At 68.7% G+C, this 17,549-nt stretch carries 18 protein-coding genes; 7 read left to right on the top strand and 11 right to left on the bottom strand.

Annotation, left to right across the window (positions count from 1 at the left end):
* Positions 1-174 precede the first annotated feature (174 nt).
* Both DACI_RS00300 and DACI_RS00295 read right to left on the bottom strand, forming a co-directional pair.
* Positions 175-1,464: a M20/M25/M40 family metallo-hydrolase gene (locus DACI_RS00300; RefSeq protein ID WP_012202000.1), complete on the bottom strand. Its 1,290-nt coding sequence runs from the start codon at positions 1,462-1,464 to the stop codon at positions 175-177.
* 157 nt (positions 1,465-1,621) lie between these two features.
* A complete protein-coding gene (locus DACI_RS00295) occupies positions 1,622-2,896 on the bottom strand; it encodes an MFS transporter (RefSeq protein ID WP_043783091.1) in 1,275 nt (424 codons plus the stop codon).
* A gap of 65 nt (positions 2,897-2,961) precedes the next feature.
* Between DACI_RS00295 and DACI_RS00290 the strand changes: the two genes are divergently transcribed.
* The 5 genes from DACI_RS00290 (at position 2,962) to sorU (ending at position 7,001) form a co-directional block, all read left to right on the top strand.
* A complete protein-coding gene (locus DACI_RS00290; protein ID WP_043780164.1) occupies positions 2,962-4,011 on the top strand; it encodes an AraC family transcriptional regulator in 1,050 nt (349 codons plus the stop codon).
* Positions 4,012-4,082: 71 nt separating this feature from the next.
* Entirely contained in the window at positions 4,083-4,658 is a 576-nt protein-coding gene (locus DACI_RS00285; RefSeq protein WP_013799971.1) for an RNA polymerase sigma factor, read from the top strand.
* Complete coding sequence (locus DACI_RS00280) at positions 4,655-5,242, top strand: hypothetical protein (RefSeq protein WP_012201996.1); 588 nt, start codon at positions 4,655-4,657, stop codon at positions 5,240-5,242. Before DACI_RS00285 ends, DACI_RS00280 begins: the two co-directional genes overlap by 4 nt.
* 71 nt (positions 5,243-5,313) lie before the next feature.
* A complete protein-coding gene (gene sorT / locus DACI_RS00275) occupies positions 5,314-6,567 on the top strand; it encodes a SorT family sulfite dehydrogenase catalytic subunit (protein WP_012201995.1) in 1,254 nt (417 codons plus the stop codon).
* A gap of 86 nt (positions 6,568-6,653) precedes the next feature.
* Positions 6,654-7,001 carry a SorU family sulfite dehydrogenase c-type cytochrome subunit gene (gene sorU / locus DACI_RS00270; RefSeq protein WP_012201994.1) on the top strand — a complete coding sequence of 116 codons (348 nt, stop codon included), beginning with the start codon at positions 6,654-6,656 and terminating at the stop codon, positions 6,999-7,001.
* Between the two features lie 13 nt (positions 7,002-7,014).
* Here sorU and DACI_RS00265 read toward each other — a convergent pair whose 3' ends face one another.
* The 8 genes from DACI_RS00265 to mnmG all read right to left on the bottom strand — a co-directional run bounded on the left by DACI_RS00265 (position 7,015) and on the right by mnmG (position 15,076).
* Positions 7,015-7,836 (bottom strand): class I SAM-dependent methyltransferase, encoded by an 822-nt coding sequence (locus DACI_RS00265; RefSeq protein WP_012201993.1) that lies wholly within the window; start codon positions 7,834-7,836, stop codon positions 7,015-7,017.
* Between the two features lie 188 nt (positions 7,837-8,024).
* The gene (locus DACI_RS00260; protein ID WP_012201992.1) at positions 8,025-9,059 is read right to left on the bottom strand and encodes a peptidoglycan-binding domain-containing protein; all 1,035 of its coding nucleotides are present in this window, start codon (positions 9,057-9,059) and stop codon (positions 8,025-8,027) included.
* Between the two features lie 195 nt (positions 9,060-9,254).
* Positions 9,255-10,190, bottom strand: coding sequence for a ParB/RepB/Spo0J family partition protein (locus DACI_RS00255; RefSeq protein WP_012201991.1), 936 nt, complete (start codon positions 10,188-10,190; stop codon positions 9,255-9,257).
* 13 nt (positions 10,191-10,203) lie between these two features.
* Positions 10,204-10,749, bottom strand: a complete 546-nt coding sequence (locus tag DACI_RS00250; RefSeq protein ID WP_043783088.1) for an RBBP9/YdeN family alpha/beta hydrolase — start codon at positions 10,747-10,749, stop codon at positions 10,204-10,206.
* Positions 10,750-10,935: 186 nt separating this feature from the next.
* Positions 10,936-11,706: a ParA family protein gene (locus DACI_RS00245; protein WP_012201989.1), complete on the bottom strand. Its 771-nt coding sequence runs from the start codon at positions 11,704-11,706 to the stop codon at positions 10,936-10,938.
* A gap of 13 nt (positions 11,707-11,719) precedes the next feature.
* Positions 11,720-12,334, bottom strand: a complete 615-nt coding sequence (locus tag DACI_RS00240; RefSeq protein WP_012201988.1) for a LysE family transporter — start codon at positions 12,332-12,334, stop codon at positions 11,720-11,722.
* Between the two features lie 106 nt (positions 12,335-12,440).
* The gene (gene rsmG, locus DACI_RS00235; RefSeq protein WP_012201987.1) at positions 12,441-13,100 is read right to left on the bottom strand and encodes a 16S rRNA (guanine(527)-N(7))-methyltransferase RsmG; all 660 of its coding nucleotides are present in this window, start codon (positions 13,098-13,100) and stop codon (positions 12,441-12,443) included.
* A complete protein-coding gene (gene mnmG / locus DACI_RS00230; protein WP_012201986.1) occupies positions 13,097-15,076 on the bottom strand; it encodes a tRNA uridine-5-carboxymethylaminomethyl(34) synthesis enzyme MnmG in 1,980 nt (659 codons plus the stop codon). Before mnmG ends, rsmG begins: the two co-directional genes overlap by 4 nt.
* A 300-nt stretch (positions 15,077-15,376) precedes the next feature.
* Here mnmG and DACI_RS00225 point away from each other — a divergent pair, with 300 nt between their 5' ends.
* A complete protein-coding gene (locus DACI_RS00225; RefSeq protein WP_012201985.1) occupies positions 15,377-15,964 on the top strand; it encodes an NADPH-dependent FMN reductase in 588 nt (195 codons plus the stop codon).
* A 95-nt stretch (positions 15,965-16,059) separates the two neighbouring features.
* Positions 16,060-16,668 (top strand): glutathione transferase GstA, encoded by a 609-nt coding sequence (gene gstA / locus DACI_RS00220; RefSeq protein ID WP_013799958.1) that lies wholly within the window; start codon positions 16,060-16,062, stop codon positions 16,666-16,668.
* Positions 16,669-16,739: 71 nt separating this feature from the next.
* Here the strand turns inward: gstA and DACI_RS00215 are convergent, their stop codons facing one another.
* A complete protein-coding gene (locus DACI_RS00215) occupies positions 16,740-17,513 on the bottom strand; it encodes an IclR family transcriptional regulator (RefSeq protein WP_012201983.1) in 774 nt (257 codons plus the stop codon).
* Between the last annotated feature and the right edge of the window lie 36 nt (positions 17,514-17,549).

The raw sequence follows: 17,549 nt of genomic DNA, 5'->3' as shown, positions 1-17,549 counted from the left end.
CCCACGATGCGCCTTCAGGGCATGCCGCAAGGCATGCCCTTTTTTGCTTTTTGCCCCCGCCATCTGCAGAGTGCGCCAGGTTTCGCCGCCGGGCCGCCCCAAGGCGAAACGCGGCCCCCTCGGGGGGCGCCCGGCCAGGGGCAGCGGACCATGCGAAGCAGGGGAGCGTGGGGGCTACTTCGACAGATCCATGATCATGCGCGTGGCCAGGTACAGGCGCGGCACGATGGTGTTCAGCTGCACATACTCCGCATCATTGGAGTGCGCGCCGTAGCCGCTCAGGCCAAAGCCCTCGATGACCGCACCCTTGGCCTTGAGCGCCGCAAACGCCGCGTCGGTGCCGCCGCCCGTGGCCTTTTCCATCACGCTCATCTTCAGGCCCAGCTCATCGCTGTAGATGGTCTGCGCCTGTTTGGCCAGGCTGCGCGAGGCCTCGTTGGCCTCCAGCGGCGGGCGGCGCACTTCGAACTTGAGCTGCACCTTGCTGGCGTCCAGCAGCTTGTGGCCCACCTTGGCCTGCATGGCCTGCTCCAGCGCCGTGAAGTCGGCCACGCGCAGCGCGCGGGCGTCGGCCTGGGCCGTGGCCTCGGCGGGAATGACGTTGCGGTTGGTGCCGGCCTTGGCCACGGTCCAGTTGAGCTTGAGGCCGGTCTCGGGCTTGGACAGGTCCTTCATCTGCAGCAGCTGGTGCGACAGTTCGTACAGCGCGTTCACGCCGTCCTCGGGCTTGGCGCCCGCGTGCGAGGCCTTGCCCTCGACCTTGAGGTAGGCCGCGCCGATGCCGCTGGTGGCCAGGCGCACGCCGCCGTCGGTGCCGCCGCCTTCGAACGAGAAGACCGCATCCTGCTCGGCGCCCATGCGCGTGATGGTGCTGCGCGCGCCGGGCGAGCTGATTTCCTCGTCGCTGTTCATCAGCACGGTCAGCGTGCCGTAGTTGTCGAAGCCCAGCTGGCGCAGCATGGCCACGGTGTGCAGGATCAGGGCCACGCCCTGCTTGTCGTCGGCAATGCCCAGGCCGTAGGCGCGCTCGCCATCGATGCGAAACGGCTGGTCCTTGAGCATGCCGCGCAGGTAGACCGTGTCCATGTGGGCGATCAGCATGATGCGGCTGGTGCCCTTGCCCTTGAACTCGGCATGCACCATGGGGCCGATCTTCTCGGGCGTGTCGCCCAGCCGGTAGACGTCGGTGGGCTGCAGGATCTCGACCTTGCCGCCCTGCTCGCGCAGCTTGCCGGCCACGTAGTTGGCGATCTGTTCCACGCCCTCCATGTCCTTGCTGCCCGACTCGATGTGCACCAGGTCGCGCAGCGTGTCCAGCAAGGGCTGCTGGTGCTTTTGCGCCAGCGCCTGGATATCGGCCTTGGGCGCAGCCAGGGCACTGCCGGACAGGCCGGCCATGGCAAGGGCCAGCGCCAGCGGGGCGCTGCGGAACATGAGGGAAAGCGGTGCGAAGGCGGAACGCATGGACAGGTCTCCTGTGTTGAAAAAGTTGTGCCTGCACGATAGCAGGCGCCGCGCAGGGCGCACGCAATTGCCGTGCCTGTTTTGTCCATCTCACCGCCCAAAGCAAAGGCCCCGCAAGCCTTGGCTTGCGGGGCCTTGTGGGGAGCGAGACCCGGGATCAGCCCGCGCTCAGCGCCATGCCGCCCTTCTTGCTCACGCCATCTCCCACGACCACGGCCGACACCACGCTCAGCACCAGGGCAATGGCCGATCCGTAGAACACGCCGTGACTCATGCCGTGGTCCAGCATGTAGCCGAACACCGGCGCGGCCAGGCAAAAGCCCAGGTCCAGGCCCGAATACACCGTGCCGTAGACGCGACCCGTGGCGCCGGGCGGCGCGGCGCGCTTGATCAGCATGTCGCGCGATGGGCCGGCCAGGCCCGTTCCCAGGCCCGCGATGGAGGCCACGGCCACGGCCGCCATGGCCGGCAGCCAGCCCGTGCCGACCAGGAACAGCGCAACGCCCGAGCCCAGCATGCAGATGGAGATCACCTTCTCCAGCCGCTGCACGCGGCCCACGAGGAAGCCGCCGGCCAGCATGCCTGCCGCGCCGCACAGCATGTAGCCCGTGACGATCAGCGCCGTCACGCTCAGCGGCAGTCCGTACATGGACTGCATGGCGGGGCTGGCAAAGCTCTGGATGGCGCTGAGCGCGCAGGTGCTCCAGAAGAAGAACGAGAAGCACAGCCAGACCGAGGGCAGCTTCAGGAAGGCCATGGGATGCTCCTGCGGCACGGCGGCCGCAGCGGCGCGCGCCGCGGGGGCGTGGGCATCGGCGGCACGGTCGTCCAGCGCCTCGCGGTTGAGCACCATGATGGTGAGGATGACGGCGGCCAGGGCCGCGCCGCACAGGCAGGCCAGGCGCCACGAGCCCGTGGCCGTGGTGATGCCCGCCATGAACAGCGGCGCCAGCGCCCAGCCGATATTGCCCGACAGGCCGTGCACCGAGAACGCATGGCCGATGCGCTTGGCCGACACGCGCTTGTTGAGGATGGTGAAGTCCACCGGGTGGAAGGGCGCATTGCCCAGGCCCGCGAAGAAGGCTGCCAGCAGCAGCATTCCATAGCCCTGTGCCAGGCTGGCGACCACGCCCGCCACGGTGAAGCTGCCCAGCGCCGCAAACAGAATGGGGCGCGCGCCGAAGCGGTCCACGGCAAAGCCGGCCATGGCCTGTCCCACGCCGGAGACCACGAAGAACAGCGACACCATCACGCTGAGTTCGGCATAGCTGTAGCCGAACTCGGCGATCAGCCACGGGAACAGCGGCGGCAGCAGCAGGTGGAAGAAATGCGAGGAACCATGCGCCAGGCCGATCAGGCCGATGGTGCGCACATCGCTGCGCAGCGGGTCCGGAGCCACGGCGTCCGGCATGGAAGAAGAAGAGGCGGTCATGGGCCGCATCTTAGGCAGCAGCGTTTCGTCTTGTATGCGATAGTCTGCCAACTTCTATCGCAAACATGCCAAAGCCTGTCTCCACGCCCGGCACCCCTGCCCACACCCTTGCCGACACTTGTGCCGACACCCTGCCCAGCGCCTGCCCCGCAGCCGCGCTGCGGTCGGTGCGCAGGGCCCGGCCGATGGAGCCGGTGGAGGCCTTGCATCCGCACCTGTTCGTGCCCACGCCCCAGCGCCCCGTGCGCGCCAAGCAGCACCGCCTGTCGGCACGCACGCGCGTCATACCGCACAGCCACAGCTGGGCACAGATCGCCATCTCGCTGGACGGCGTGCTGCACCTGTCGGCCCCCCAGGGCACGCTGATCGCACCACCCTCCAAGGCCGTGTGGATTCCGCCCGGCCTGGTCCACGCCGTGGCCATGGTCGAGGAAGCCGATCTCGTCTCCATCTACGTGCTGCAGGACGATCCGGCCCAGGGCCCCGTACTGCCGGACCTCCCGTCCTGCGGCGTGGCCTGCAACCCGCAGGACTGGGCACGCTGCCGCGTGCTGGAGGTCTCGCCGCTGATGCGCGAGCTGATCACGGCCCTGCCCAAGCAAAGCGATGACCAGCCCGCTCCCGACGCCGCCACGCTGCAGCGCGAGCACCATCTCAGCGCCCTGCTGCTGGAAGAACTGCGCCGGGCCAGCGAAGTCCACCTTGGCGTGAACATGCCCCAGGACAAGCGGCTGCGCATGCTCTGCGAGGCCGTGGTGGCCGACCCCACCCAGCACGAGAGCCTGGCCGACTGGGCGGCAGACACCGGCGCCAGCCCGCGCACCGTGGCCCGGCTGTTCCAGCAGCAGCTGGGCTGCAGCTTCACCACCTGGCGCCAGCAAGTCGTGCTGGCCCATGGCCTGAGCCTGGCCGCGCGCGGCCTGCCCATACAGCAGATCGCCGCCGAGCTGGGCTACAGCCCCAGCGCCTTCAGCGCCATGGTGCACCGCACGGTGGGCATGCCTCCGGCACGGTTCTTCGGGCAGCAGGCCGGCTCCGCTGCCCACAGGGTCGGATCAGGCGCTGTATCGCGGCCGACCAGGGAATTACTGGGAACCATCGCCTCTTCGCGATAGCTGATCCGATATAGGGTTTGCCTAAGGCCAGCCCATGGAATAGGGCGGCGCCCTGCGTGCTCTTATGCCGCATGATCTCCACCGCCGAGTCGCGCTACAACCAGTGGGTGCGCGAGCACTACCGATTCCTGTTGCGCAGCGCCTGGGCGCTGACCGGCTCGCGCGCGCTGGCCGAGGACGTGGTGCAGGACTGCTTCACCAGCGCCTGGCGCTTTCGCCACCAGCTGCGCGAGGCCGCAATGGCGCGGGCCTGGCTGTTCCAGATCATGCGCCGCCATGCCTTCCGGCACCTTGCGCCATCGGCCCATCTGGTCAGCGATGACGAGGCGCTGGACCAGCATCCCGCCCCCACCCCCTCGCCTTCGGCGCTGGACGACCGGCTCGACGTGGTCAAGGCGCTGGCGCGCATCGCGCCCATCCACCGCGAGGTGCTGGTGCTCTATTACTTCGACGACATGCCCACGGCCCAGATGGCCGAGGCCCTGGACATTGCGCCGGGCACGGTGCTGTCGCGCCTGTCACGCGCCCGCGATGCGCTGAAGGCGGCACTGGAGCAGGCCGCCCCGGCGCCTGCTCCAGAGACTGCCAGCGTGATCCCGCTGCGCCCCACCCCGCTGCGCGCCACCCGATACCAAGGCTTGAAATGACTGCCCCGGACACGACCGACGAATCGGCCTTCGACCTGCGCGCACGCGCCGAACTGGCCCTGGCCTTCGACCCCGGACCGCACGGCGAGCCGCCCGCCCATCTGCTGCGCCACACGCCCTGGCATGCGCGCAGCGGCGTGCGCCGGCTGATTGCCGCGCTGCTGGTGGGCAGCTCGGCCGCCACGGCCGTGTTTGCCATGCGCCCGCCCGAGCTGGTGCGCGCCGCCATCGAGCACGAGTACTACGAGCGCACGCTGCGCGGCAGCTTCATGCCCGAGGCCGAGGTCGCGCGCCGCATGGACCTGCCGGCCGGCGAGAAGCTGCCCGGCTACACCCAGCTGATGCGGCCCTGCGACATCGACGGCACGCGCGCCTACCACCTGACCACCTTCTTCGAGAAGGGCGGCATCGTCACCGTGCTGGCCTTCGACCAGCCCCAGCGCCTGGCCGACGGCCAGGGCTGGTGGGCCAACATGCACTGGCAGGTCGTTCGCTCGCGCGAAGGCCGGCCGCTGGTGCTGGTGGCCCAGAAGAAACAGGCCCTGGCCGTGGCCAGCAAGGCCCTGGGCACCCCTGCCCCATGAGATGCCCCATGAGACGCCCCATGAGACGCCGCATGACACGCCCCCATGACAACCACCACGAGGAGACAACCATGAACCACTTGCCGACATCGCCCACCTCCCCCGCGCGCCGCAGCCTGCTGGCCGGCAGCGCCAGCGCACTGGCCGCCGCAGGCCTGGCCGGCCTGCACCAGGGCGCACTGGCCCAAGCCCAAGCCCAAGCCCAGGCACCCGCAGCTGCGGCAGCCCCGGTGGCCAAGCCCCTGCCCGGCTACGCGGGCTGGAAGAAGGCCGATGCCCTCATCGTCCACAGCTCCACCACCATAGAGACGCGGCGCGGCGCCTTCGGCACCAGCGTGATCACGCCCAGCGACCAGCTCTATGTGCGCAACAACCTGCCCACGCCACCCGAATCCATCGTGGCCGACCGCGATGCCTGGCAGCTGCAGGTGGAGGGCGTGCGCCAGCCCCGCAGCCTCAGCTTGCGCGAGCTCAAGTCCCTGGGACTGGAGACCGTGGCCATGGTGCTGCAGTGCTCGGGCAATGGCCGGGCCTTCTTTCCCAGCAAGCCCAGCGGCACGGCCTGGACCGTGGGTGCGGCCGGCTGCGTGATCTGGAGCGGCGTACCCGTGCGCGAGGTGGTCAAGGCCCTGGGCGGTGTGTCAGACGGCGGTCTCTACATGACGGGCACGGGCGGCGAGGTGCTGCCCGCGGGCCTGGACCCCAAGAGCGTCATCGTCGAGCGCTCGGTGCCGCTGTCGGCCATGGAAGACGCGCTGCTGGCCTGGGAGATGAACGGCGAGCCCATCCCGCTGGCCCATGGCGGGCCGCTGCGCCTGATCGTGCCCGGCTACACCGGCGTGAACAACATCAAGTACATCAAGCAGCTGGCCTTCACGCCGCGCGAGAGCGAGGCCCACATCATGTCCCACGGCTACCGCATCTCGCCGCCCGGCAGCAAGGGCGACCCGAGCCAGCCCTCGGTGCAGGAGATGAGCGTCAAGTCCTGGATCAACTCGCCCCTGCCCGAGGATGGCGGGCAGGCCGCCGGCCTGGTGCAGATCCACGGCGTGGCCTTTGGCGGCATGGACGCCGTCAAGGGCGTGGAGGTGTCCACGGACGGCGGCAAGAGCTGGCAGGCCGCGCGCCTGGTCGGCCCCGACCTGGGCAAGTACGCCTGGCGCCAGTTCGTGCTGCAGGCGCGCCTGCCCAAGGGCACGCATGTGCTGGCCAGCCGCGCCACCGACGCGCGCGGCCGGGTCCAGCCCGAGACGCGCGGTGAAAACCAGAGTGGCTACAACAACACCAGCTGGGCCGACCACGCCGTGACCGTCACCGTGGCCTGAGCACGGCCCGCGCGCCCATCCCGCCCCCCTTCCCGTCACCTCCCGCACACGGCGCCAGACCGTGGCGGGCCCGTACCCCCATTGCCATGTTCACGATGAAACACCTAGTCCACACCGCCCTGCTGGGCAGCACTTTGCTCGGCAGCGCCCTGCTGTCCGCCCCCGCCTTTGCCGATGAAGCGGCCCAGATGGCCCTGGGCAAGAAGCTGTTCGCCACGGCCACGCCCGCCTGCGCGCTGTGCCACACGCTCAAGGACGCGGGCGCCGAGGGCGCCATCGGCCCCGTGCTCGACGAGCTCAAGCCCGACGCCGCGCGCGTGGCCCGTGCCCTGCGCGACGGCATAGGCGCCATGCCCTCGTTCAAGGCCACGCTCAGCGAGGCCGATATCGCCGCGCTGTCGCTCTATGTGAGCAAGGCCAGCGCGAAGAAGTAGGCGGCACGGCCCCTCACCGGCGTTCCTGCAGTTCCCGCAGGGCCTTTTCGTAGGGCGTTTCCTCGGGCTCGGGCACATGCACCACGGCCTCGCCGGCACCGCCCAGCGGCATGCGGTAGAGCCAGAGGCTGTGGCGGCCCGGTCCCTGGCGCTGCCAGGAGGGCTCCACGCCGGGCAGCGCAAAGTCCAGGCTGACCAGCCAGGCGCCCTCAGGCAGCTCCGTGGCGGCCTTGACGGCCGCACGGCCCATGCTTTCGGGGCGCTGGAACAGGTAGACCATCTGGTAGCTGCTCCAGTCGGCCAGCCAGATGTCGGCACGGCGCACGCGGGCCCAGGGGCAGCGCAGCGCGCACAGCCAGCGCAGGGGCCAGCTCCACTCCATGCCGTTGAGTCGCGCCTGCGGGTACTGGCCGCGCAGCGCGCGCAGGCCGTCGCCCAGGCCGCAGCCGGCATCGAGCACGGCCGCGCCATCGGGCAGCGGCGCGGCATCGGCCAGGCCTTGCAGCGCATCGGTCGGCGTGGGAAACAGCGGCGCATCGCGCCAGGCGTTGAGCGGATAGACCAGGGTCAGCAGGCCCAGCGCCGCCAGCCACAGCCAGGGGCTGATGGCGGCCAGGCCGCCCGGCCCCCACAGCATCAGGCAGGACAGCGGAAAGCCCGCCGCCACGGCCAGGCGCCGCCACCAGGGCGTGGCCAGCAGGCTGGCGAGCACGCCCAAAAAACAGGCCGCCAGCCAGGCGGCCAGCGGCCCTAGGGTCGATTGCAGCGCGGCGTAGACAAGCCAGGCGCCCGCCCAGGCAAGAAGGGCCGGGGCCGGCCAGGGAAGGCGCCGCATGTCAGAGCCTCATTGCGCGACGCGCCTCCCACAGCCCATGAAACGAGCGCGACCTATGCGCCCGAAACGCCCCAAACCAGGGACAGCGAGCAAGGGCCGCCCCGCAGCGAGGCTGTCGCCGGCCGCCCGTATGCCCCCCTCCCGCAGGAGAGGGGGAAGGCGCGAAGCGACTCAGGGGATGCTGCATCTCATTGCTGTTGCAGTGCTTGCGAGGTGGCACGGTCGAGGCGGCCGGTCTGCGGCAGGCTCTGGTCGCGCTGGAACTCGCGCAGGGCGTTCTGGGTGTTCTTGCCCATGGAGCCGTCAGGCGTGCCTGCGGTGTAGCCCAGGGCATTGAGCTTTTGCTGTGCGGCGCGCAGCGACATGCCGGCGGCATTGGCGCCCGGAGCCGATGTCTGCGACGGTGCGGCACCGCCGTCCACGCCCAGGCGTCCACCGCCGCCCAGGCCCTGGCCCTTGACGGTCTGAGCCTTGTAGTTGCGCAGCGCGCGAACCATCTGGTTGTAGGCGTCCATGAAGGCGGCGGCGATCACCTTGCCTTCGGCCGTGCGTGTGTAGCCGCCCAGCGAGGCGCCGGCGGAGCCGCCGAACAGCGCGCCCATGCCGCCCCAGTCGGTCTTGGAAGACGAGCCTTCGGAAGCCGACACCTGCACGCCCGAACGGTTGTCCACCAGGGCCAGCATGACCGAGGCCTCGCGCGTCTTGGTGGCTGCAGCCAGCGCGCCGAAGATGCCGCCTGCGCGGCCGCCGATGGCGCCGCCCATGCCGCCGGCATCGCTCTGGTTGAAGATCACTTCGGGGGACAGGCCGTAGTCGGAGGCCACCATCTGGCCCTTGCCCAGGTTGCTGCCGCCGCGCATTTCGCCCGAGTCCATCAGCGCGCGTTCACGCGCCATGGCGCCCATGCCGGCCGCGCCGCGTTCCACGACGATGAAGCAGTTGGACTGCTGGATCATCAGGCGCAGCAGCTGCGAGGTGGGCGGCAGGCGGTACTGCTGGGTGAGGATGGTGTACCAGCCCGCGGTCTGGTTCTCGACCAGGGAGATGGTGCCCAGCGAGGAGTCGCAACGCTCCAGCTCGGTATTGGCGTTCTCGGCGCTGGCACCGCCTGCGGCACCCGTGGCCACGGTCTTGGCTTCGGGCGAGCCCATGCGCATGTCGGTGGTCACGCAGCCGGTCAGCGCCACGGCAGCGATGGCGGTCAGGGCAAGATACTTCTTCACGTTGTAATCCTCTTGGTCTGGTCTAGGTGAATCAGCGCCAGGGCGATGGGCGTCCACGGCCAGGCGGCGTCGCCAGCCATCGATTACACACAATTACCCCGCATAACAGCGCGCAAATATACCGGGATTCATCCTTGCGAAAAAGCGCTGCTTTGCTGGAGAACGACAGATCACAGACGGTTACAGATATTGCCATTACTCCGATGCATCACCGCGCAAACGTTCGATCAGCCCGTTGAGCGCATCGAGCGATCCGAACTGGATCGCCACTTCGCCCATTTCCTGCAGCTTGCCGCCACGGCGCACGGACTTCTTGATGCGCACTTCGACATCGGCCATCAGCAGGTCGGACAGCTCTTCTTCCACGCGCTTGATGTCGCGCGACTTGCCGTCCTTCTTTGACTTCTGGCGCACCAGGCTGAAGTCGGCGCCGATCTTCTTGACCAGGGCCTCGGCCTCGCGCACCGACAGCTTCTTGGCCGCGATCTGGTTGCCGGCCGTGATCTGGGCCGCGCGGTCCAGCGACAGCAGGGCGCGCGCATGGCCCATGTCGATGTCGCCGGCCATGAGCATGGTCTGCACCGGGTCGGCCAGGTTGAGCAGGCGCAGGATGTTGGTGGCTGCGCTGCGCGAGCGTCCCACGGCCTGGGCCGCCTGCTCGTGCGTGAGGCCGAATTCCTTGACCAGGCGCGACAGGCCCTGGGCCTCTTCCAGCGGGTTGAGGTCCTCGCGCTGGATGTTCTCGATCAGCGCCATCGCGGCGGCGGCCTCGTCGGGCACCTCGCGCACCAGCACCGGCACCTCGGCCAGGCCGGCGATGCGGGCCGCACGGAAGCGCCGCTCGCCCGCGATGATTTCGTACTTGCCGGCGTGGTCGCCCTTGGCCAGGCGGCGCACCAGGATGGGCTGCATGATGCCCTGGGCCTTGATGCTTTCGGCCAGCTCGTAGAGCGCGCCCTCGTCCATGTGGGTGCGCGGCTGGTACTGGCCAGGCACCATGACGTCGAGCTGCAGGATGCTGGGCAGGCCGGTCTCGGCCACCGGGCCGCCGCCCTCTTCCTTGTCGTGGACCTTGGGTCCGAGCAGGGCTTCCAGCCCGCGTCCCAGTCCCTTGGGTTTCTTGGTCACCATGGTGTTGTCCTTGTCAAAGCGATGCCAGCAGCGCGTGTCCGCTGTCCCAGTCGCCCAGCCCGCTGGCCGTGTTGAGATGGCCCGAAGGCCCTGCGTCGACAAAGCGTGCGCCCCAGGCATCGGCCATGGCTTGCACGCGCTGGGCGCTGCAGTAAATGTCGTTGTCGCTGCCGACCACGATGGAGGCAAACGGCAGGCGCTGCATCATCACGGGCGACCAGCCGGGCAGTTGCTCGCGCAGCTGCGGCTGCTCGGTATCGCCGGGGGCCACCAGCAGCGCGCCGCGCACCTTGCGGGCGGCCAGCGGAGAATGCGCCGCCCACCAGGCCACAAGGATGCAGCCCAGGCTGTGCGCCACCAGCACCACGGGGCGCGGGGCGTCGAGCACCGTCTCCTGCAGCCTCGCGCTCCAGTCGCCGCGCAGCGGGCGGTCCCAGTCGTTTTGCTCCAGGCGGCGGTAGCCGTGGCGCTGCTCCCAGCGGCTTTGCCAGTGATCGGCGTCCGAGTTCTGCCAGCCGGGCAGCAGCCAGACGTCCTCGGCAGTCACGTCGATTTGCATGGTCTGCTCAGCCATTTAAATAACCAATGCGCTGAGTTGCGCCTAAAGCCCATGAAACCGGCGTGGCCCAAGGCCAGTGACAGCAAGCAAGGGCCGCCCCGCAGCGAGGCTGTCGTCCCCCTCCCGCAGGAGAGGGGGAAGGCGCGAAGCGACTCAGGGGGTGTTGTGTCGAACCTTGCATGGCTCTCACATCTTCTTGATGCGGCGCACCATCTCGTGCGCGAAATCGATGAAGGCCTTGCTGCCCTTGGCGCCCGGATCGAAGACCACGCCAGGCACGCCATAGCTGGGCGCCTCGGCCAGGCGCACATTGCGCGGGATGACGGTGTCGAACACCTTGTCGCCGAAGTGCTCCTTGAGCTGGTCGCTGACCTGCTGCTGCAGCGTGGTGCGCGGATCGAACATCACGCGCAGCAGGCCGATGATCTGCAGGTCGGGGTTCATGTTGGCATGCACCTGCTTGATGGTGTTGACCAGGTCGGTCAGGCCTTCGAGCGCGAAGTACTCGCACTGCATGGGCACGACCACGCCATGGGCCGCGCACAGGCCGTTCAAGGTGAGCATGGACAGGCTGGGCGGGCAGTCCACCAGCACGAAGTCGTAGTCGGCATCGACCGCCTTGAGGGCGCCCTTCAGGCGATCGTTGCGGCGCTCCAGGGTGACCAGCTCGATCTCGGCGCCGCTGAGTTCGCGGTTGGCGCCCAGCACGTCGTAGCCCACGGCCTCGGAACGCACGGCGGCTTCCTTGACGCTGGCGTTCTCCAGCAGCACGTCGTAGACCGACAGCTCCAGCGCACGCTTGTCCACGCCCGAGCCCATGGTGGCATTGCCCTGCGGGTCCAGGTCGATCATCAGCACGCGCTGGCCGACCTTGGCCAGGCCCGCTGCAAGGTTGACGGCGGTGGTGGTCTTGCCGACCCCGCCCTTTTGATTGGCGACACAGAAGATTTTGGCCATGGTATTTACACGCTTATTTGGCGATGGCCAGCTTGAGGCCAAAACCGATCAGGAACACGCCCGCAGTCTTTTCGAGAACCCGGGAAACCGCAGGATTGGCGCGCATGCGCTCGGCCAGATGCGCGGTCAGCAGCACCACGATCAGGCAATAGAGAAAGGTCAGCGCGGCCACCGTGGCCGCCATCACCGCGAACGTGAGCAGGCCCTGGTGGCTTGCGGGATCCACGAACAGCGGGAAGAAGGCCATGTAGAACACGATGGACTTGGGGTTCATCAGGGTGATCAGGCCGGCCTGGCGAAAGTAGTGGCGCGGCTCGATGTGCAGCACGGGCTTGTCGCCGGGCTTGGCCGTGAGCATCCTGAAACCCAGCCAGCCCAGGTAGGCGGCGCCCAGCCACTGCACGGCATGGAAGGCCGTGGGATAGGAGGCCAGCAGCGCGGCAACGCCCGCCACGGCCATCCAGATCAGCACCTGGTCGGCCGCCAGCACGCCGGCGCAGGCCGCCATTCCGGCACGTATGCCGCCCTTGCCGGTGGAGGTGATCAGCGCCAGATTGCCCGGCCCCGGAATCAGCAAAAACAGAAGAATGGCAACAACGAATGCGCTGAAATCGGAGATGCCGAACATACTGACCCCTGAGCGATGAAAGCTGGGAGTTTATGCGAGGGCCATGGCCAGCGCATGTGGAACATGGCCCCGCCGCAACGCGGCAGTGTGCCATTCGGTAAAAAAATCAGGCGCAAACGCGCAGCCAGAGGATGCAGCGCTCGGCATCCAGGCCCGGCACCTTCAATGGTTCCACGTGAAACACCTGCACGTCGGCGGGCAGCGCGGCGATTTCATCGTCGGGGTGCTTGCCCTTCATGGCCAGCCAGGTGCCGCCCTCCTCCAGCGCCTGGCGCGACCAGCTGGTGAAGTCCGCCAGCGAGGCAAAGGCACGGCAGCTGATCAGCGGATAGCGCGTGGTCAGCTGCTCCACGCGGCTGTGGATGCCGCGCAGGTTGGGCAGGCGCAGCGTGGCCGCCGCCTGCTGGATGAAGGCGGCCTTCTTGCCCACCGTGTCCACGCAGTGCACGTCGATCTGCGGGCAGCAGATGGCAAACACCACGCCAGGCAGGCCGCCGCCCGAGCCCACGTCCAGCATGGCGGTGCGGCCTTCGCGCGCAGGCATCTGTGCCAGATGGCGCTGCAGCGCCGGCACGGCAGCCAGGCTGTCGAGCAGGTGATGGGTCAGCATCTCCTGCGGATCACGCACGGCCGTGAGGTTGTAGACCTTGTTCCACTTGCCCAGCAGGGCCTGGAATTCCATCAGCGTATCGATCTGGGCGGGGGTGAGGTCCAGCCCCAGCGCCTGCAGGCCGGCTTCGAGCGGAGCGCGCAGTTCCTGGCTCATGCGGATGCCTCCTCGCCCTTCGCATCAGTCACATCCGGTGCAAAGCCCCGAAAGCCGCCCTTCTTCAGATGCACCATCAGCAGCGAGATCGCCGCCGGCGTCACGCCCGACATGCGCGACGCCTGGCCCAGCGTCTCGGGCCTGTGCTTTTGCAGCGACTGGCGCACCTCGAAGGACAGGGCCGGCACCTGCATATAGTCCAGCTCGGCCGGCAGGCGCAGGTTCTCGAAGTGGGCGGCGCGCTGGACCTCGTCCTTCTGGCGGTCGATGTAGCCCGCGTACTTGGCCGCGATCTCCACCTGCTCTACCACGGAGGCGCTGAGATCGCCCAGCACGTCGGGCTGCACATCGGCCGAGGCATAGCGGCCCTCGTTCAGGCTCATCAGCTTGCCGTAGCCCACGTCGGGGCGGCGCAGCAGGTCGAACAGGTTGTACTCGCGCTCGATGGACTTGCCCAGCACACGCTCCGATTCCTCGGGCGTGACGATGCGCGGATTGACCCAGGTGGACTTCAGGCGCTCTGTTTCACGTGAAACAGCATCGCGCTTGCGGCTGAAGGCATCCCAGCGCGCATCGTCCACCAGGCCCATGGCGCGGCCCGCTTCGGTCAGGCGCATGTCGGCGTTGTCCTCGCGCAGCTGCAGCCGGAACTCGGCGCGGCTGGTGAACATGCGGTAGGGCTCGGTCACGCCCTTGGTGATCAGGTCATCGACCAGCACGCCCAGATAGGCCTCGTCGCGGCGCGGCAGCCAGGCTTCCTGGCCGCGGCACTGCAGTGCGGCGTTGAGGCCGGCGAACAGGCCCTGGGCCGCCGCTTCCTCGTAGCCCGTCGTGCCGTTGATCTGGCCGGCGAAGAACAGGCCCTGGATCTGGCGCGTCTCGAAGCTGCTCTTGAGCGAACGCGGATCGAAGTAGTCGTACTCGATGGCGTAGCCGGGGCGCAGGATGTGCGCGTTCTCCAGCCCCTTCATGCTGCGCACCAGTTCGTACTGGATGTCGAAGGGCAGGCTGGTGGAGATGCCGTTGGGATAGAACTCGTTGGTGGTCAGGCCTTCGGGCTCCAGGAAGATCTGGTGGCTTTCCTTGTCGGCAAAGCGGTTGATCTTGTCCTCGACGCTGGGGCAGTAGCGCGGGCCCACGCCCTCGATCTTGCCCGTGAACATGGGGCTGCGGTCAAAGCCGCTGCGGATGATGTCGTGCGTGCGCTCGTTGGTGTGGGTGATCCAGCAAGGCATCTGGCGCGGGTGCATGGCCGCATTGCCGATGAAGCTGAACACGGGCAGCACGCCTTCGTTGACACCGCCGGGCATGCCATCGCCGGGCTGCTCCTCGCACTGCGAGAAATCGATGCTGCGGCCATCCAGGCGCGGCGGCGTGCCGGTCTTCAGGCGCCCCTGGGGCAGCTGCAGCTCCTTGAGCCGCGACGACAGGCTGACGGCCGGCGGGTCGCCCGCGCGGCCTGCCGCGTAGTTGTTCAGGCCCACGTGGATCTTGCCGTCCAGGAAGGTGCCCGCCGTGAGCACCACGGTGCGGCTGCGAAAGCGCACTCCGACCTGGGTGACGGCGCCCACCACGCGGTCGCCCTCGACCATGAGGTCGTCCACCGCCTGCTGGAACAGCCACAGGTTGGGCTGGTTCTCCAGCATGTCGCGGATGGCGGCCTTGTAGAGAATGCGGTCGGCCTGGGCGCGCGTGGCACGCACGGCCGGGCCCTTGGAGCTGTTGAGGATGCGGAACTGTATGCCGCCGATATCGGTGGCCAGCGCCATGGCGCCGCCCAGCGCATCCACTTCCTTGACCAGATGGCCCTTGCCGATCCCGCCGATGCTGGGATTGCAGCTCATCTGGCCCAGGGTCTCGATGTTGTGGCTCAGCAGCAGCGTCCTGCAGCCCATGCGCGCAGCGGCCAGCGCGGCCTCGGTGCCGGCGTGGCCGCCACCGACCACGATCACATCAAATTCCTGTGGGTACAACATGCTTATCACTCCGGGGGCCTGCCCGGCCCAAGCCCCCGACACGGAGCACTCACGCTCCGGCGCTCATGGCAGGTGGCCCTCGTTCATGTAGCGAGGGGAACCCAGCGGGGAACCCGCGATTTTCCCACCTTTGCCGCACCAGTGCCTTGCAAGGGGTCGGCCGGCCCCGCCACCGGGCCGGCACTGCGCCGGTGTTCCACGTGAAACAGTGCGGCGAACACGTGTGCACCGCAGGATGCTGCGCGCCGCCGCCCGCAGGGCGGCCCGCTTGCAAGAAACATGTGCAGGGCCTGTGATGCAATGGCGGCCATGCAGATCCTCATCTTCGCGGGCAGTACCCGCCAACAATCGCACAACCGGCGCCTGGCCGCCGCCGCCGCCGGCATGGCGCGCGAACTGGGCGCCCAGCCCACGCTGCTGGAGCTGTCGGATTTCGACATCCCCATGTACAACGCCGACCTGGAGGCCAGCGGCACGCCGCCCGACGTGCTGCGCTTCAAGGCCGCGCTGCACAGCCACCCGGCCTGGCTGATCTGCTCGCCCGAGTACAACGGCAGCTACCCCGCCCTGCTCAAGAACGCCATCGACTGGGCTTCCAGCCCCGTGGCCGGTGATCCGGTCTGGTCCGATGGCACCCTGCCCTTTCGCGGCAAGGTCGTGGGCATGGCCAGCGCCTCGCCCGGCGGCCTGGGCGGCCTGCGGGCCCAGTCGCACCTGGCGCCGCTGCTGCTGAACCTGCAGTGCTGGCTGGCCCCCGTGAGCCACGCCGTGGGCCAGGCAGGCCAGGCATTCGACGACGCCGGCCGCCTGCAGCGGCCCCAGGACCAGCTGGGCATGAAGGCCGTGCTGGAACAGGTGCTCTGGGCTGCACAGCGCCTGTCGGCCTGAACCCTGCCGCCAGCGCGGTCCCATCATGCGCAGCCCCTGCACATGGGGTTAGCATGGGCGCTTGTCTTTCTTACCCTGATCGGAAGCCATCCACCATGAAGCTCTACTACAGCCCTGGCGCCTGCTCTCTGTCTCCCCACATCGTCCTGCACGAGGCAGGCCTGGCCTACGAGCCGGTCCTGGCCAGCACCAAGACGCACAAGCTGCAGGACGGCACGGACTACTACGGCATCAACCCGCTGGGCTATGTTCCCTTCCTCGTGCTCGACGACGGCGACACGCTGCATGAAGGCCCGGCCATCGTCCAGTACCTGGCCGACCTGGTCCCCGAGAAGAAGCTGGCGCCGGCCAACGGCACCATGGCCCGCTACCACCTTCAGGAGTGGCTGAACTTCATCGGCACCGAGCTGCACAAGGGCTTCGGCCCCCTGTTCAACCCCGCCACGCCCGACGACTACAAGCCCGTGGTGCGCCAGCGCGTGCTGGACCGCCTCAAGTGGGTGGACGGCGAGCTCAATGGCCGCGACTACCTGATGGGCGAGCAGTTCACCGTGGCCGACGCCTACCTGTTCACCGTGACGGGCTGGGCCCAGTTCGTGGGCGTGGACATCTCCGAGCTGACCAACCTCCTGGCCTACCGCGAGCGCGTGCTGGCCCGCCCTGCCGTGCAGGCCGCGATGAAGGCCGAAGGCCTGCTCAAGTAAGCAGCGCCGAGCCCGGGCTCGGCGGCACAAGGGGCCGACAAGGGGCCGGCTGGTGTGGACCAGCCGGCCCCTTATCTTTTGCGCGTGCGGATGCGCTGCTCTATCTGGGCCGCCGCAGCGCGCACCTGCTGGGCGATGCGCCGCACGCGCGCCGCCGTCATGCGCTGGGTCAGCGCGGCCACGCTGACCGCCCCCATGGCCTGGCCCATGCTGTCGCAAAAATGCGCGCCCACGGCCGTCACGCCCAGGCTCACGCGGTTCTGGATCACGGCCACGCCTGCACGGGCCGTTTCCTCGCAGGCCAGGCGCAGCCCCGCATCGGTGAGCTTGCCAAAGGCCGGCAGGGCGGGCGCCACGCGCTCGATGATGGCCTCGCGCTCCTCGGGCGCAATGGCGGCCAGCACGGCCAGCCCCCCGGCGCCCACGCCCAGCGGGCGCCGGCTGCCGACCTGCAGCACCAGCGTGCGTATGGGGAAGTCACCTTCGAGCCGGTGCAGGCACACGGCCTCGAATCCGCTGCGCACCACCAGGTAGGCCGTGTCCTCGGTTTCACGTGACAGCGCCGCCATGGCCGGCTCGCACAGGTCGCGTATGTCGTGCAGCATCGACCCGGCCAGGCCCAGCTCGAAGGCCAGCGGCCCCAGCCGGTAGCGGTGGGTCTGGGCGTCGTGCACCACCAGCCGCTCGGCAATCAGCTGCTTGAGGATGCGGTGGGCCGAAGGGTGGGGCACGCCGGATTTTTCGGCCAGTTCGCTGAGCGGGCAACCGCGCACGCCCCCGGTCGCCAGCAGCTTGAGAAAGGCCACGCCCCGCTTGAGGGAGCCGGCATCGGACGATGAGGTCATGTTCGTTTATCGGACAACTGAGTGGCGCCGCCGGGC

It is taken from the genome of Delftia acidovorans SPH-1 (assembly GCF_000018665.1).
GTDB classification, from domain to species: Bacteria; Pseudomonadota; Gammaproteobacteria; order Burkholderiales; family Burkholderiaceae_C; genus Comamonas; species Comamonas acidovorans.
This window is presented reverse-complemented; position numbering and strand designations above follow the sequence as displayed.

What these genes read in the sequence shown, in the direction of transcription:
- DACI_RS00300 (WP_012202000.1), bottom strand. Translation starts at nt 1,464, where the DNA reads ATGCGTTCCGCCTTCGCACCGCTTTCCCTCATGTTCCGCAGCGCCCCG.
- DACI_RS00295 (WP_043783091.1), bottom strand. Translation starts at nt 2,896, where the DNA reads ATGACCGCCTCTTCTTCTTCCATGCCGGACGCCGTGGCTCCGGACCCG.
- DACI_RS00290 (WP_043780164.1), top strand. Translation starts at nt 2,962, where the DNA reads ATGCCAAAGCCTGTCTCCACGCCCGGCACCCCTGCCCACACCCTTGCC.
- DACI_RS00285 (WP_013799971.1), top strand. Translation starts at nt 4,083, where the DNA reads ATGATCTCCACCGCCGAGTCGCGCTACAACCAGTGGGTGCGCGAGCAC.
- DACI_RS00280 (WP_012201996.1), top strand. Translation starts at nt 4,655, where the DNA reads ATGACTGCCCCGGACACGACCGACGAATCGGCCTTCGACCTGCGCGCA.
- sorT (WP_012201995.1), top strand. Translation starts at nt 5,314, where the DNA reads ATGAACCACTTGCCGACATCGCCCACCTCCCCCGCGCGCCGCAGCCTG.
- sorU (WP_012201994.1), top strand. Translation starts at nt 6,654, where the DNA reads ATGTTCACGATGAAACACCTAGTCCACACCGCCCTGCTGGGCAGCACT.
- DACI_RS00265 (WP_012201993.1), bottom strand. Translation starts at nt 7,836, where the DNA reads ATGCGGCGCCTTCCCTGGCCGGCCCCGGCCCTTCTTGCCTGGGCGGGC.
- DACI_RS00255 (WP_012201991.1), bottom strand. Translation starts at nt 10,190, where the DNA reads ATGGTGACCAAGAAACCCAAGGGACTGGGACGCGGGCTGGAAGCCCTG.
- DACI_RS00250 (WP_043783088.1), bottom strand. Translation starts at nt 10,749, where the DNA reads ATGCAAATCGACGTGACTGCCGAGGACGTCTGGCTGCTGCCCGGCTGG.
- DACI_RS00245 (WP_012201989.1), bottom strand. Translation starts at nt 11,706, where the DNA reads ATGGCCAAAATCTTCTGTGTCGCCAATCAAAAGGGCGGGGTCGGCAAG.
- DACI_RS00240 (WP_012201988.1), bottom strand. Translation starts at nt 12,334, where the DNA reads ATGTTCGGCATCTCCGATTTCAGCGCATTCGTTGTTGCCATTCTTCTG.
- rsmG (WP_012201987.1), bottom strand. Translation starts at nt 13,100, where the DNA reads ATGAGCCAGGAACTGCGCGCTCCGCTCGAAGCCGGCCTGCAGGCGCTG.
- mnmG (WP_012201986.1), bottom strand. Translation starts at nt 15,076, where the DNA reads ATGTTGTACCCACAGGAATTTGATGTGATCGTGGTCGGTGGCGGCCAC.
- DACI_RS00225 (WP_012201985.1), top strand. Translation starts at nt 15,377, where the DNA reads ATGGCGGCCATGCAGATCCTCATCTTCGCGGGCAGTACCCGCCAACAA.
- gstA (WP_013799958.1), top strand. Translation starts at nt 16,060, where the DNA reads ATGAAGCTCTACTACAGCCCTGGCGCCTGCTCTCTGTCTCCCCACATC.
- DACI_RS00215 (WP_012201983.1), bottom strand. Translation starts at nt 17,513, where the DNA reads ATGACCTCATCGTCCGATGCCGGCTCCCTCAAGCGGGGCGTGGCCTTT.